Source organism: Microbacterium sp. p3-SID336, assembly GCF_025143365.1.
In the GTDB taxonomy this organism is placed as follows: domain Bacteria; phylum Actinomycetota; class Actinomycetes; order Actinomycetales; family Microbacteriaceae; genus Microbacterium.
In genome coordinates this window covers 26,814-40,793 of sequence record NZ_JALXPE010000023.1, presented here as the reverse complement: position 1 = coordinate 40,793, position 13,980 = coordinate 26,814, and the positions used below count along the sequence as shown (strand labels likewise).

At 69.1% G+C, this 13,980-nt stretch carries 13 protein-coding genes and 1 tRNA gene; 5 read left to right on the top strand and 9 right to left on the bottom strand.

Annotation, left to right across the window (positions count from 1 at the left end):
* Positions 1-6 precede the first annotated feature (6 nt).
* The 3 genes from M3C17_RS08720 to M3C17_RS08710 are packed head-to-tail and all read left to right on the top strand — an operon-like array spanning position 7 to position 1,612.
* The gene (locus M3C17_RS08720) at positions 7-801 is read left to right on the top strand and encodes a class E sortase (protein ID WP_259977269.1); all 795 of its coding nucleotides are present in this window, start codon (positions 7-9) and stop codon (positions 799-801) included.
* Positions 802-827: 26 nt separating this feature from the next.
* Positions 828-983, top strand: coding sequence for a hypothetical protein (locus M3C17_RS08715; protein ID WP_259977268.1), 156 nt, complete (start codon positions 828-830; stop codon positions 981-983).
* Entirely contained in the window at positions 980-1,612 is a 633-nt protein-coding gene (locus M3C17_RS08710) for an aminodeoxychorismate/anthranilate synthase component II (RefSeq protein ID WP_259977267.1), read from the top strand. The genes M3C17_RS08715 and M3C17_RS08710 overlap by 4 nt, the downstream gene beginning before the upstream one ends.
* Positions 1,613-1,624: 12 nt before the next feature.
* Here M3C17_RS08710 and pknB read toward each other — a convergent pair whose 3' ends face one another.
* Genes pknB through M3C17_RS08675 form a run of 7 tightly spaced genes read right to left on the bottom strand, consistent with a single transcriptional unit; the run spans position 1,625 to position 10,490 of the window.
* On the bottom strand, positions 1,625-3,316 hold the full coding sequence (gene pknB / locus M3C17_RS08705; RefSeq protein ID WP_259977266.1) for a Stk1 family PASTA domain-containing Ser/Thr kinase: 1,692 nt from the start codon (positions 3,314-3,316) through the stop codon (positions 1,625-1,627).
* A gap of 44 nt (positions 3,317-3,360) precedes the next feature.
* A complete protein-coding gene (locus tag M3C17_RS08700) occupies positions 3,361-5,103 on the bottom strand; it encodes a serine/threonine-protein kinase (protein ID WP_259977265.1) in 1,743 nt (580 codons plus the stop codon).
* Positions 5,100-6,554: a penicillin-binding protein 2 gene (locus M3C17_RS08695; RefSeq protein WP_259977264.1), complete on the bottom strand. Its 1,455-nt coding sequence runs from the start codon at positions 6,552-6,554 to the stop codon at positions 5,100-5,102. The genes M3C17_RS08700 and M3C17_RS08695 overlap by 4 nt, the downstream gene beginning before the upstream one ends.
* Position 6,555: 1 nt before the next feature.
* Complete coding sequence (locus M3C17_RS08690) at positions 6,556-7,941, bottom strand: FtsW/RodA/SpoVE family cell cycle protein (RefSeq protein ID WP_259977263.1); 1,386 nt, start codon at positions 7,939-7,941, stop codon at positions 6,556-6,558.
* Positions 7,938-9,242, bottom strand: coding sequence for a PP2C family serine/threonine-protein phosphatase (locus M3C17_RS08685; RefSeq protein ID WP_259977262.1), 1,305 nt, complete (start codon positions 9,240-9,242; stop codon positions 7,938-7,940). The genes M3C17_RS08690 and M3C17_RS08685 overlap by 4 nt, the downstream gene beginning before the upstream one ends.
* Positions 9,243-9,249: 7 nt before the next feature.
* Positions 9,250-9,768, bottom strand: a complete 519-nt coding sequence (locus tag M3C17_RS08680; RefSeq protein WP_259977261.1) for an FHA domain-containing protein — start codon at positions 9,766-9,768, stop codon at positions 9,250-9,252.
* On the bottom strand, positions 9,765-10,490 hold the full coding sequence (locus M3C17_RS08675; RefSeq protein WP_259977260.1) for a DUF3662 and FHA domain-containing protein: 726 nt from the start codon (positions 10,488-10,490) through the stop codon (positions 9,765-9,767). Before M3C17_RS08675 ends, M3C17_RS08680 begins: the two co-directional genes overlap by 4 nt.
* A gap of 144 nt (positions 10,491-10,634) precedes the next feature.
* Here M3C17_RS08675 and M3C17_RS08670 point away from each other — a divergent pair.
* Positions 10,635-10,717 (top strand) — tRNA-Leu (locus M3C17_RS08670).
* 478 nt (positions 10,718-11,195) lie between these two features.
* Here M3C17_RS08670 and M3C17_RS08665 read toward each other — a convergent pair.
* Both M3C17_RS08665 and M3C17_RS08660 read right to left on the bottom strand, forming a co-directional pair.
* Positions 11,196-11,954 (bottom strand): MerR family transcriptional regulator, encoded by a 759-nt coding sequence (locus M3C17_RS08665; RefSeq protein ID WP_259977259.1) that lies wholly within the window; start codon positions 11,952-11,954, stop codon positions 11,196-11,198.
* On the bottom strand, positions 11,947-13,203 hold the full coding sequence (locus tag M3C17_RS08660) for an MFS transporter (RefSeq protein ID WP_259977258.1): 1,257 nt from the start codon (positions 13,201-13,203) through the stop codon (positions 11,947-11,949). Before M3C17_RS08660 ends, M3C17_RS08665 begins: the two co-directional genes overlap by 8 nt.
* Positions 13,204-13,670: 467 nt before the next feature.
* Between M3C17_RS08660 and M3C17_RS08655 the strand changes: the two genes are divergently transcribed.
* Positions 13,671-13,970 (top strand): hypothetical protein, encoded by a 300-nt coding sequence (locus M3C17_RS08655; protein ID WP_259977257.1) that lies wholly within the window; start codon positions 13,671-13,673, stop codon positions 13,968-13,970.
* Positions 13,971-13,980: the final 10 nt, after the last annotated feature.

Sequence of the window (13,980 nt, the reverse complement as noted above, 5' to 3'; positions counted from 1 at the left end):
CTCGCCATGACTGCATCCGTCGTGTCTGGGGGGCACAGCGGACGTCGGGAGCGACCACGGTCGCGCGCCACGTTCGCGAGTGTGCTCGGCGAACTCCTTCTCACCGCCGGCGTGCTCGTCCTCCTGTTCGTGGCGTGGCAGATGTGGATCGGCGACATCATCATCGCGGCCCAGAAGAACGACGAGGGCGCCGCGATCTCGCAGCAGCTCGCCGCCGCCGACCCGCCGGCACCGCCGCCGCTCGTCGAGACGGAGGACGGCACGAAGGTCTATCAGGCCCCGATCCCCGCAGCGCCGGAGGACGGCGCCTGGTTCGGGCAGATGCACATCCCCCGCTTCGGCGCGGAGTACAACTTCGGCATCTTCGGCGGCACGAGCCGCGCGCGCACGCTCGACCAGAAGGGCATCGGCGTCTACACGGACTCCAAGATGCCCGGCGAGGTCGGCAACTTCTCCCTCGCCGGTCACCGCACCACCTGGGGCAAGCCCTTCAATCAGCTCGACAAGCTGCAGCTCGACGACGCCATCGTGGTGGAGACCCCCGACGGCTGGTACACCTACCGGTTCCGCACCCTGGAGTACGTCAAGCCCACGCAGACGGACGTGCTGGCAGACGTGCCGCAGATGCCCGAGCAGCAGACCGGGGAGCAGTACATCACGCTGACCGCCTGCTCCCCGCTGTACTCGCTCGCGGAGCGCATCGTCGCGTACGGCGTGTTCGAGAGCTTCCAGCCCCGCGCGGAGGGGCCCCCGCCCGCGCTGACCGATCCCCCGCCGCCGCCCGCCGCACCCTCGGTGTGACCACGAACGAACAGGAGCGAACACCGATGTATGCCGCCCTCTGGCGTCTGCTGCCCGGTCCGTGGTGGCTGCGCGTGCTCATCCTTCTGGTGGTGATCGCCGCCGTCCTCTACGCGCTCTTCTGGTACGTGTTCCCGTGGATCAGCCCGTTCATCACACCGGGTGAGGTCGACGTCGAATGACACGCGTGCTCGTCGTGGACAATCACGACAGCTTCGTCCACACGCTGGTCGGCTACCTCCACGAGCTGGGCGCCGCCACGACGATCGTCGAGTCCGACGCGGTCGACGCCGGTCGCATCGCCGAGCTCCTCTCCGCGCACGACGCGCTGCTCCTCTCCCCCGGTCCTGGCTCGCCCGCTGACGCCGGCGTCTCGCTCGAGGCCGTGCGGCTCGCCGCCGATGCCGCCGTGCCCACGCTCGGGGTCTGCCTGGGGCACCAGACCATCGGCGCGGCGTTCGGCGCACCGGTGACGGCTGCCGCGGAGCTGATGCATGGCATGGTGTCGCACGTGCAGCACGACGGCTCCGCGCTGTTCGACGGCATCCCCTCGCCGTTCGACGCCGGGCGCTACCACTCGCTCGCGCTCGCCGCGTCCGACCTGTCCCCCGAGCTCGCGGCCACCGCGTGGGCTCCGGACGGCACTGTCATGGCGCTCGCGCACCGCACGCGCCCGTTCCACGGCGTGCAGTTCCACCCCGAGAGCGTGCTGACCGAGGGCGGCTACCGCCTGCTCGCGAACTGGCTCCGGCTGTGCGGGGACTCCGTCGCGGTGGCCAGGGCCGAAGGGCTGCATCCGCTCACGCGGTGACGCCGTGCGCGGTCAGGAGCCGGTGCAGTACCGCAGCTCGACCGAGGAGTTGATCGGGACGTCTCCGGGGGCCACCGACATGGAGTGCACCGTGGCGGGGTCGGTCGCCGGGCAGTCCGGCGACTCCAGAGGCACGGGGGTGAGTCCGAGGTCGGTCAGCGCCTTCGACGCCGACTCCACCGACCAGCCGACCACGTCGGTCAGCGTGACCTTGCCGCTCGCGACCTCCAGGTTCACGACCGTGCCGGGCGCGACCTCGTCATCCGCCTTCTCGCTCGCCGTCATCACCGTGTTCGCAGCGAGACCCTTGTCGTTGCGCTGCGTGACCGTCCCGAGTTCGAGGCCCGCCTTCTCCAGGGCGTCCGTGGCGGCTTGCAGGGACATGCCCTCCAGCTTCGGTACCACCACCGTCTCCTCGCCGGAGGAGACGTAGAGCGTGACGGTGGAGCCCTCCTCGACGGAGACTCCGCTCTCCGGATCGGTGCGGATCACGTTGCCCTCGGCGATATCGGGGCTCGACTCGATCACGATCTTCGACGACAGGTCCAGGGCGGCCAGATCGTCCTGCGCGCGCTCGGAGGCCACGTTTGTCAGGTCGGGCACCACGCGGGAGGTGCTGGGGACGTCGGCCGGACGCATGCTGATCGTCACGACCCAGAAGAGCACCGAGGCGAGCAGCACCGCCAGCAGAGCGACGCCCGCCCAGATCCAAGCGACCGGCGGACCCGACTGGGTGCGCGTCATGGTCGTGTCCGTGCTCAGCTGCCGCAGCGACCGCGCGGTCTCCTGCGCCTGTCGTGGGCTCGGGCCGTAGAGCTCGCTGGTGAGCGCGCCGATCTGCTTGCGAGTCGGTGCGGCCCCGGTCACGGCGGCGTCGAGCGCCGCACGGAAGTGCGCGGCGTCCGGGAACCGCTGATACGGGTCCTTCGCCAGCGCGCGCAGCACGATGGGGTCGAGGGCAGCCGGGGCGTCCTCGTTCACCTCGGACGGCGGCACGGGCGTCTCGCTTACGTGCTGGTAGGCGACAGCGACCGGTGACTCGCCGCGGAACGGCTGGCGTCCTGTCAGCAGCTCGTACAGCACCACACCCGTGGAGTAGAGGTCGGCTCTGGCGTCGACCGGCTCGCCCTTGGCCTGCTCGGGCGAGAAGTACGCCGCGGTGCCGATGATCTGCGTGGTCTCCGCGACCGTCGAGGAGGAGTCGGACACGGCGCGGGCGATGCCGAAGTCCATGACCTTGACCTGGCCCTTGTCGGTCACCATGACGTTGCCCGGCTTGATGTCGCGGTGGACCACGCCCGCGCGGTGGGAGTAGTCGAGGGCCTCGAGGATGCCGTCGACGTAGCGGACCGCGTCCTCCACCGGGACAGGTCCGTCCGCGATGATCTTCTTGAGCAGGGTGCCCTTGACCAGCTCCATCACGATGTACGGCGGCTCGTCGGAGGAGGCGTCGCCCGCGGAGGGATCCCCCGCGTCGTAGACCCGCACGATCGAGGGGTGCGACATGCGGGACGCCGCCTGCGCCTCCAGGCGGAAGCGCGTGCGGAAGCTGGTGTCCTTGGCGAGCTCGGGGTCGAGGATCTTGATCGCGATCTCACGCCCCAGGGTCAGGTCGTACCCGCGGTACACCTTCGCCATTCCGCCGTGCCCGATGAGCTCGTCGACGCGGTATCTCCCCGCGATGACTCGTGGCTCTGTGGACACGGACTACCCCCCTGGAAACGACTGGATTGCGATGGATCTACAGGCTACCCGTCGGCGCCCTCGCCGCCGTCACCCTCGCCGTTGTCCGCGGGGGCGGTGATCGTCACCGACAGCGGAGGCGAGGCGTTGGAGGTGCGCTGGTCGCCACCCGAGCAGAGCGCCTGGTAGGTCGCGATGAGCTGCTGACCGACGGCGTCGCCCACCTTCACCTGCGCGTTGCGCTGGGTCGGCTGGAAGTTCGGACCGCCCGACACGAACGTGCCGTTCTGCAGCGACACGACGTAGCCGGAGAGCGTGGTGCCGCTCGGGCAGGTGAAGCCGGTGCCCCACGCGATGGTGACGGTGCCACCGGCCACGGGGTCGCCCGTGATCGTCGGGGTGTCGGTCGGCGTGGGCAGCGGCGTGCGCGCGGCGTAGACGGTGAGCGCGATCGGCGTGGTCGTCTCCACGTTGCCGGACGGCTGCACGCGGTACACCTGGCCGACCTCACCGTCGGTGGGAGCAGGGTCGCCGTCGGCGCACGTGATGTCGTTCGTGAAGCCCGCGCCCTTCAGCGTGGCCGTCGCGGTCGCACAGTCCATGCCCTCGAGGTTCAGGGCGGTGACGTCGACTCGAGTGACCTCAGGGGTCGTCGGCGTCGGCGAGGGCGCCTGAGACGTCGGCGCGGCCGACGTGGGCGACTTCGACGGTTCGGCGTCTCCGCCCTGGTTGCCGAACATCGCCCACAACGTGCCGCCCAGCACGATGATCAGCAGCGCGATCAGCGCGATCAGCGGCCAGGTCCACGGGCTGCGCTTCTTCTTCTTCTTCTCCTCCTCCGCGAGGGCCTCCTCGGTCGGAAGCTGCGCGGTGGTGGGAAGGATGCGCGTGGCGCCGTCATCGGACGCGGTGAGCATGCGGGTCGCGTCGTCGTCTCCGGCGATGCCGCCCGTCGCGATGGCCGGCACGGCGATCGCCGCGGAGTTCAGGTCGCCGCGGCGCAGCGCCTGCGCCGCGCGTGCCACGGTCGCCGAGGACGACGGGCGGTCGCCCGGCTTCTTCGCGATCATGGCCATCACGAGGTTCTGCACCGGGATGGGCACCGTCGGCGGCAGCGGCGGGGGCTGCTCGTTGATCTGCGCCATCGCGATCGCCACCTGGGACTCGCCGGTGAACGGGCGCTTCCCGGCCAGGCACTCGTACGCGACGATGCCCAGCGAGTACGTGTCGGTCGCGGGAGACGCCGGGTGACCGGAGGCCTGCTCCGGAGACAGGTACTGCACCGTGCCCATCACCTGTCCGGTCGCGGTGAGCGGCACCTGGTCGGCGATGCGGGCGATGCCGAAGTCGGTGATCTTGACCCGGCCGTCCGGCGTGATCAGCAGGTTGCCCGGCTTGATGTCGCGGTGCACCAGGCCGGCGGCGTGCGCGGCCTGCAGCGCGGACGCCGTCTGGGCGACGATGTCGAGCGTCTTGTCCGCGCTCAGCGCGCCGTCGCGCTCGAGGATCGTGGACAGCGCCTCGCCGGGGACGAGTTCCATGACGAGATAGGCGCTGCCGTTCTCCTCGCCGTAGTCGAACACGCTCGCGATGCCCTCGTGGTTGACGAGTGCGGCGTGCCGGGCCTCGGCGCGGAACCGCTCGAGGAATCCGGGATCCCCCATGTACTCGTCCTTGAGGATCTTGATCGCGACGGTACGCCCGATGACATGGTCCGTGGCCTCCCAGACCTCACCCATGCCACCGATCGCGATCCGCGACTGCAGCTCGTAACGACCACCGAACGACACACCCTGCGTCGGCCTCATCTGCCCAGCACCGCCTCTATGACCTTCTTCGCAATCGGAGCGGCGATGGTGTCCCCGCTTCCTGATTGACCCTGTCCGCCGCCGTTCTCGACGACGACCGCTACTGCGACCGCGGGGTCGTCCGCGGGGGCGAACCCCGTGAACCACAGCGTGTGCGGCCTGTTTCCGTTCTCCGCCGTTCCCGTCTTACCGGCCACGTCGACCCCGTCTATTCTTGCACCCTGCGCCGCGCCGTTTGAGACGCTCGCGACCATGGCGGAAGTGATCTCGTCGGCGATCTCGGCATCCACCGCACGCCCGAACTCCGTATTCTCCGACGCCCGGATGACCGACAGGTCGTTGCCGATCACGGCGTCGACCATCTGGGGGTTCATGACCACCCCGTCGTTGGCGATGCCGGCCGAGACCATGGCCATCTGCAGCGGCGTCGCGGTGACCTGGCCCTGACCGAAACCGGACAGCGCGGTCTGCGCGTCGTCGAGCGCCCGCGGGTAGCTGGACGGAGTCGAGGGCAGCGGCGTGTCGAAGCTGCGATTGAAGCCGAACTTCTCCGCCATCTCGCGGATCGCGTCGTCGCCCAGCTCGACGGCCAGCTCCGCCATCGGGATGTTGCAGCTGAGGCGGATCGCCTCGGCGATCGTGACCGTGGCGCCCGGTCCGCAGGTGCCGCCCCACGCGTTGGACACGCGATTGGAGGAGCCGGGCAGCGTGTAGATCGCCGGGTTGGGCAGCGTGGACTCCGGCGTCCACTCGCCGCTCGCATACGCCGCCGCGGCCGTGACCAGTTTGAACGTCGATCCCGGCGGGTTGAGGTCCCCCGCGATCGCACGGTTCGACAGCGGCTTGCCGGGGTCGGCGACGAGCTGGTCGTAGGTGGCGTTCGCGGCATTCGCGTCGTGCACGGCCATCAGGTTCGTGTCGAAGCCGGGGGTGGAGGCCATCGCCAGGATGCGCCCCGTCTTCGGGTCCATCGCGACCACGGCGCCCTGCAGGCCCTCCAGCGCCTCCGTGGCGGCGCGCTGAGCAGCCGTGTTCAGGGAGAGCTCCACGCTGAGGCCGCGCTGTGGCTGACCGGACAGGATGCGCTCGATCTCGGCGAAGAAGGCGTTGGATCCCGTTCCGGAGAGGTCGGCGTTCATGGCCTTCTCGATGCCGGTGCTGGAGCCGAGCGCGGGGTTGAAGTAGCCGGTCACCGGGGCCCACATCGCGGCGTCGGTGTAGACCCGCTGGAACCGGTACTGGTCCTCGCTGGGCACGGAGCTGGCGATCGCGGCGCCGTCGACGATGATCGCGCCGCGCTGGATCTCGAAGCTGTCGAGCCGCGTGCGCTTGTTGTGCGGGTTCTGGGCCAGGCTGTCGGACTCGACGACCTGGATCCAGCTGGTCGCGGCGAACAGCGCGATGAACATGAAGAGCATGATCACGCTGAGCCGGCGGAGCTCCTTGGTCATGTCAGCCGATCACCACCCTGGGCTGACGGCGCACGCCGTCGGAGATGCGCAGCAGCAGCGCCACGATGAGCCAGTTCGCCACGAGCGAGGAGCCGCCGGCGGCGAGGAACGGAGTCGTCAGACCCGTGAGCGGGATCAGCCGCGTCACACCGCCGACCATGATGAACACCTGCAGCGCGATCGTGAACGACAGCCCCGTCGCGAGCAGCTTGCCGAAGTCGTCCTGCCCGGCGAGTCCGATCCGCACACCCCGGCTCACGAACACCATGTACAGGCAGAGGATCGCGAACAGGCCGATCAGCCCGAGCTCCTCGCCGAGACTCGTGATGATGTAGTCGCTGTGCGCGAGCGGGGTGATCTCCGGGCGGCCCTGACCCCAGCCGGTGCCGATCAGACCGCCGCGCGCGAGACCGAAGAGGCCCTGCATCGGCTGATAGCCCGCCACATCGGGGTCGACTTGCGAGGAGTCGAAGAGGAACAGCCAGTTGGTGAAGCGCCCGCGCACGTAGCTGAGGATCTGCGTGGCCGCCGCGACACCGGCCACGACCAGGCCCAGGCCGATCAGCACCCAGCTCGTCTTGCCCGTCGCGACGTAGAGCATCGCGACGAACATGCCGAAGATCAGGGTCCCGGTGCCGAGGTCGCGCTGGAACACGATGATGGCGAGCGAGATGCCCCAGACGACGAGCACCGGGCCGAGTTCGCGCATGCGCGGCCAGGTGATGCCCAGCACCCGCTTGCCGACCGAGGTGAGGCTCTCGCGCGTGCGCACCAGGTAGCCGGCGAAGAAGATCGCGAGACAGATCTTGGCCAGCTCGCCCGGCTGGAACGCGAAGATCCCGCCGAGGGACACCCAGACCTGGGCGTTCGCGTCGGGGATGCGCAGCCCAGGCACGAACGGCAGGAGCAGCAGCAGGATGCCGGCGAGACCGAAGATGTACGTGTACCGGAAGAGGATGCGGTAGTTGCGCAGCAGGATCACCACGGCGATGGCGCCGGCGAGCGAGATCGCCGTCCAGACGAGCTGCTTGGTCGAGTATGCGTCCCACCCGGTGTTGCCGTACGCGATGTCGATCCGGTAGATCATCGCCACGCCGAGGCCGGTCAGCGTCGTCGCGATCGGCAGCACGAACGGGTCGGCGTCGGAGGCGACGAACCGCAGCACGACGTGCAGCGCGAAGGCGAGCGCCGCCAGTCCGCCGCCGATCGCGAGGATCATGGGGTCGATCACTCCGAGGGCGCCGAGCTGCACGAGCGTCAGTGCCGCTCCGCTGATCACACAGGCGAACAGCAGCAGCCAGAACTCGCGGTTGCGCTGCGTCTGCGGCATGCGCAGTCGCTTGAGCGCCTTGATGACGGTGGTGTCCGCCTGGACGTCGGTGCTCACCCGTCACCCCCGGCCGGCGTGTCGCTCGGCGTCGGCAGCGGGGTGGGCAGCGGCGTCTGCTGGATCACGTTCGCCTCGGCGCCGGCGCGCAGCCGGTCGACGATGGCCATCGCGTCGGAGAGCGACCGCGCCGTGATGGTGCGCTCGACCGAGGCCCGCTGATACGGCGGGAGGTCGGCGAGCAGGATGTCGGTGTCCTCGACCGGGGTGGACAGGGTGATCGGGCCGATGTTCTGCTGCACGCCCTGGAAGATCACCACGCTGTCCTCGTCGGCGCCGATGAAGTACCGCGTCTGGGTCCAGCTGTAGGCGGCGAACGCCGCGAAGCTCAGCATCGCGATCACCACGAGCACGCCGGCGATCCAGCCGAGGCGACGGCGCTTGGCGCGACGGCGGTCCTCCTCGATCAGCTCCTCGAGGTACTCGGGCGCCGGCTCGAAGTGGCTCGGCTCGTTGGCCGCCTGGCGCACCGGGTGCAGCCAGTTGCTGCGGGGGGCGCGCACCGGCGGCACGTACACGCCGGACGGGTTGGAGGCGGCGCCGACGATGGTGGCGGTGCCGGAGTGGATCGGGTGCTGGCCGCCCACGTCGACCAGGACGATCGTGACGTTGTCGGGCGCGCCGCCGTCCAGGGCCTGCTTGAGCAGGTTGTCCGCCGTGCGGCCGGGCGCGAGGCCGAGCTGCATGGCTTTGAGGATGCGGGCCTCGTCGACCACGCCGGAGAGGCCGTCGGAGCACAGCAGCCACCGGTCGCCCGGCTGCGTGTGCATGACGAACATGTCCAGCTCGGGGTCGGAGTCCATGTCGCTCAGGACGCGCATGAGCACCGAGCGCCGCGGGTGGTAGCGGGCCTCCTCCGGCGTGATGCGGCCGGAGTCGACGAGACGCTGCACGAAGGTGTGGTCGGCGGTGATCTGCGTGAGTGCGTCGTCGCGGTAGAGGTAGATGCGCGAGTCGCCGATGTGGCCGATCACCGCATACTCGTCGACCATGATGATCGCGCTGACGGTGGTGCCGAGGCCGGCCAGCTCCGGACGGTCCTTGGCGGCGCGGATCAGGTCTCCCGCGGCGGTCGTGGCGGCCGCCTGCAGTGCGGCCTGCGCGTCCTCGGTCGAGGAGTAGGGCTGGTCGAGGGGCTCCAGCCGCTGGATGGCGATGCTGGACGCGACGTCGCCGCCCGCGTGCCCGCCCATGCCGTCGGCGACGACGAACAGGTTCGCTCCGCAGTACCCGGAGTCCTGGTTGTTGGAGCGGACCTTCCCGGTGTGGGAGATCGCGACGCTCGAGCCCTCGAAGACCATGCCGGCGTCAGGCCCTCAGCTCGAACGTCGTGGCGCCCACCTTGATGGGGGTTCCGAGGCTGAGGGCGACCGGTCCGCCGGTGACCCGCTGGCCTGCCACGAACGTGCCGTTCGTCGAGTCGAGGTCCTGGATCGCCCAGGCGTCGCCCCGCAGCATCAGTCGGGCGTGGTGGCTGGACGTGTAGTCGTCGCGGATGACGAGTGCGGACTCGCTGGAGCGGCCGATCGTCATCGAGTCGGCGCCCAGCGGAAGCTCGAGCCCCGCCTTCGGGCCGGACGTGATGACGAGCCGCTTCGCGGTCGCGATGGTCGCGGGGCCGGAGGAGGGGCGTGACGGCGACGGCTTGGCGGCGGGAGCCGCGACGGGGGCGGCGGCGACCGGTGCGCCGCCGGCGGCCTCGGCGGGCAGCTTGCGGGCGCGCACGCCGAACAGGTCGGCGCGCAGCGAGTACACGACACCGAACACGAAGAACCACAGCAGCACCAGGAACCCGATGCGCAGCAGGAGCAGGACCAGTTCGCTCATCCGAGAGCTCCGAACGCGCGGGTCGCGTCGTCCCCGGGCCGCGCAGGGCGGGACGGAGTCGCGACGGGGACGATGCGGAACACCAGGTCGGTGCGGCCGATCGTGATCGTGGTGTCGGAGGGCAGCGCGGCCTCCCGCAGCTTCTGCCCGTCGACCTTCGTGCCGTTCGTGGAGCCCATGTCGCGGAGCATCGCGCGCTCGCCGTCCCACAGGATCTCGGCGTGCCGGCGGCTCGACCCCGCATCGGCGATCGTGATGTCGGCGTCGGAGCCACGGCCGATCACGGTGCGGGCGCGGGTCAGCGCATGACGCCGCCCGTCGACATCGACCACGGCCTGCCAGTTCACCCGGCCCTCGACGGTGCCCGCGTTCACGCGGACAGTGCCCGTCGCGACCTTCTCATCCGCCTCGAGGGTGATCGACAGGGGCCCGGCGAAGCTGTAGCCCTGCGACTTCGCGTGCTTCGTCAGCAGGGCGTGCAGCTCATCCGTGAGGGCGCCGCCCAGTCCGCGCATGCGCTCCGCGTCGTCGGGGCTCAGTCGCACCACGTAGCTGTTGGGGGTGATGATGCGCTCGCGGCTGACCACCGCGGCCTTCGTGTCGGCCTCGCGGCGCAGCGCGGAGGCGATCTCCACGGGCTGGATGCCGCTGCGGAAGGTCTTCGCGAACGCGCTGTTCACTGCGCGCTCGAGACCCTTCTCAAAGCTGTCAAGTAGTCCCACTGGGCTCCTCTGGCATGCCGACCGGTAGGGACATCGTAGCCAGGTGACCTGGGGGAACGCCGCCGCACCCCCTCGCCCGGTGTGCATCGAGCCCTGAATCGCGTGATATCCTCGGGAAGTTGAGTTCTTCGGAACGAGACACTCGCGCGAGTGGCGGAATGGTAGACGCGCTGGCTTCAGGTGCCAGTGTCCTTATGGACGTGGGGGTTCAAGTCCCCCCTCGCGCACAGCGAGGCCCTGTTAGGAAATGCAGGCCAATCTGTTCGTAAATTGAAAGAGCTGGTCGGAATACTCTTCCGACCGGCTCTTTCTGGTCGGTGACTACAGTGTGGGTGCGTTCGCGATCACATGGTCGGGTTCGTTCACGAAATCCAGGAGCCGGAGCCCTCTGGCGCTCGTCCGCTGCGCGAGGATGCCATCCGGGCCCATCATTGTGGTCAGAGGTATTGACGCCAGCCCGTTCCGGACGCGACCCGGACTACGAACCGCAGAGGTTGCGAGCGTTACTCGACAGAATCGCAATGCAGGGCCTGTGGAGCGGGGACCCGCAAGGAGCCGGTCAGATGCTCAGCGCGCTCGCGCGCCACCTCGACGAGCTCGCTGAGGCTGAGTCGAGAATTGACATCGCCAGCTTCCTGGCAGGACTACCAAATCTCGGATGCGACCTTTCACCGCCATTCTTGGTGCGGCCGAGCATGCATCGACCTATGCGGAACTGACTCTGCCGAGTCGGCCTTCGAGTTCCTCCAGGGCGCGCCGTTGTTGTTCGTTGAGCAGATCGCTGGTGTGCTGGGCGAAGATGTCTGTTGCCGCGGTGAGGTCGATAGGACGCTCGGATGCGGCAAGCTCCGCGACCACGGGGGCGAAGGTAGTCATGAAGCTCTCGATCAGCTTGGCGATGTCTTGCGCGGTGCTGTCGGGTCCGAGCCGGCCGAATCGCTCGGAGATGTCCGCTACCGCGGGGATGAGGTCGGGTTCGCTGAGCCGTTCGTAGAAGCGAGTGATGTGTGGCATCCCGTCCTCGCCAGCGAGGTGGGCAAGGAGCACGGATTGGTCGCGGTCGAACTTCGCCAGCTCCGGCGACAGCCCGCCAGTGGCAGACACTGCGAGGAACGGGGCCAACTCGGGTGGGAGGTCAGGGGCCGCGTTGCTGGCCCGAAGGCGGGCAATGACATCGCGTTGCGCGGTGAGGCGGTCGATCTGCGCGGTCAGTTCCGCGTCCAGCTCGTCCAGCAGTTCCCCGGGGGCGTCGTTGGTGTCATCGAGGAGGTCGGGCATCCGTTCCAGCGGGATGCCGAGGGATGCGAGGCGCTTGATCCGTAGGACACGGATCAGGTCGTGGACGTCGTACTCGCGGTAGCCGTTGCTGCGGCGTTCGGGCTCCGCCAGGATGCCGACCTGATGGTAGTGCCGGAGCGCGCGGACGGTCACTCCGGCGAGCCGTGCCAGCTCGTTGCTATGCACTCTCGACCACCGCCGTCCCGTCGTTGTCTATCTGCGTTCTCTCCGGGTCCAGGTTACGCAGCGACCGGGCGGACAGCCCGAGGACCAGGGCGACCAACCACACTGCGGCGAGGGCGACGGCGGCGACGTTCACCCCGGCGCACTCGGTGAGCACCGCGGCGGCGACGATCCCGACCGGAGGCGCGGCCGTCACGATCGCGTTCTGCGTTCCCATGATCCGGCCCCGCATCTGCTCCGGGATGCGCTCGATCATGAGCACGCCGATCAGGCTTCCGAACAGCCCGCTGGACAACCCGACGACGAACGCGCCAGCGAACAAGATCCACACGGACGGCAGGGCGGCGATGATCCCGAAGCCGATCGTGCTGCCGATCAGCCCGGCGATGAACCAGGCTCGTCGGCGGCCGCGCGTGCCGACGACGGCGTAGCTCGTCCCGCCGACCAGCATCCCTCCGGCGAGGGCGGTGAGGACGAAGCCGAGCATTCCCGGCTGCTCGACGCGCGTGAAGTAGACCGGCAGGATCAGCCCTTGCAGCGAGGCGAGCACGATCACTGACGCGAGGCTGAGCGTGGTCGTGACCACCAGGAACGGGCTGCGGAACAGCACCCGCCACCCATCCCGGAGCTGCGCCCAGCCGCTCCCACTCGTCGCCGCTGCCGCGCCATCGGAGGTGACGATCGCGCCCACGCGGTGCGGGATGAGCAGCGTCAGCAGCGCAGCGGCCAGGGAGGTGGCTGCGGTGATCCACAGCACCGTGGACCCGTCGAATAGCACCATCAGCGTCCCCGCCGCTGCGGGACCGAGCAGGAGGGCGACCGCACCCAGCGCCTCCCGGATGCCCATGAGCCGTTCCGAGGCGATCCCGCCGTGTCGCACGATCGCGGGCAGCAGCGCGTCCCGGGCGGTCATGCCGGGCACGTCGCCGAGGGAGCCGATGATGCCGAACAGGATGAACCAGCCCAAGCTCAGCCCCGAGAGCAGGTCGATCAGCGGCAGCGCCGCGACCGCCGCGGCCGAGACGAGATCGGTCACGACCGACGAGGTGCGCCGGTTGATCCGGTCGATCACCACGCCCATCAGCAGGCCGGCGAGCACTGCCGGGATCGCGGTCGCCGCCGCCACCGCACCCGCACCGAGCGCGCTGCCGGTGACCTGCAACACGATCAGCGGCAGCGCGACTCCGGCGATCGAGTTGCCGAGCAGGGACAGCAGATAGGACGCAAGATACGCGACGGGAACGAGCTTCATGCATCCAGTCAGAACTATGACGTAGGGGCGGGGTCAAGCGGGCGCGCCATGCGAAGGCACTGACTCATGGGGCGAACGATGGGGGGTGAGAGAGTCGGTCAGAAGGAGATTCTGACCGGCTCTTCGCGTTGGGCTCGTCACGCGGGCGTGCGCTATCGCACTTCTGGAAAGCACGCTCGGGGTTACCGGAACAATCTCTGCCATCTCCACTCTTGCAGCCTCAGCCCTCGGTGCAGGCGGGCTCAGCCTCTTGGCAGGGGAATCTACGCAGGCACATTCGTGTGGAATGCCTTCGAGACCTTCATCGCTGTCGGTGATGCCGTGAGAAACTGCTGACCAGGGGGCCGGACGATGCCGAACGGGAAAGATTCACGCAAGAACTCGAGCTCCTCGGTCCTCAACGTTCTGCAGTGGGTCTTCCTGGCGCTGGCCGCCGAGGTATACGCCGCCAACCGAAACCGATACTCGTGACTGAATCAGAAGAGCTCTCCGAGGCCGAGCGGCAGCGGCTCGCGAACGAACTCAAGCAAGCGGAAACCCACCAGGCTGGCGCGCTCAAAGAGGGTTTCGTTATTGGCGGAGGGCTCGGCAATCACGAACAAAGAGCGGAACTCGATGAACGTGTTTCCGCGCTGCGCAGGCAGCTCGGCCGCGAATCGCCGGAAGCGCCTGCGGGCGAGTCCGGCCGCGGGTGGATGGGGTGGGTGATCTTGGGAGGGGTCTGCGTCGGTGTCGTCGTCGCAATCTGGGCGATGAACACGCTCTAGACCTGCCGAC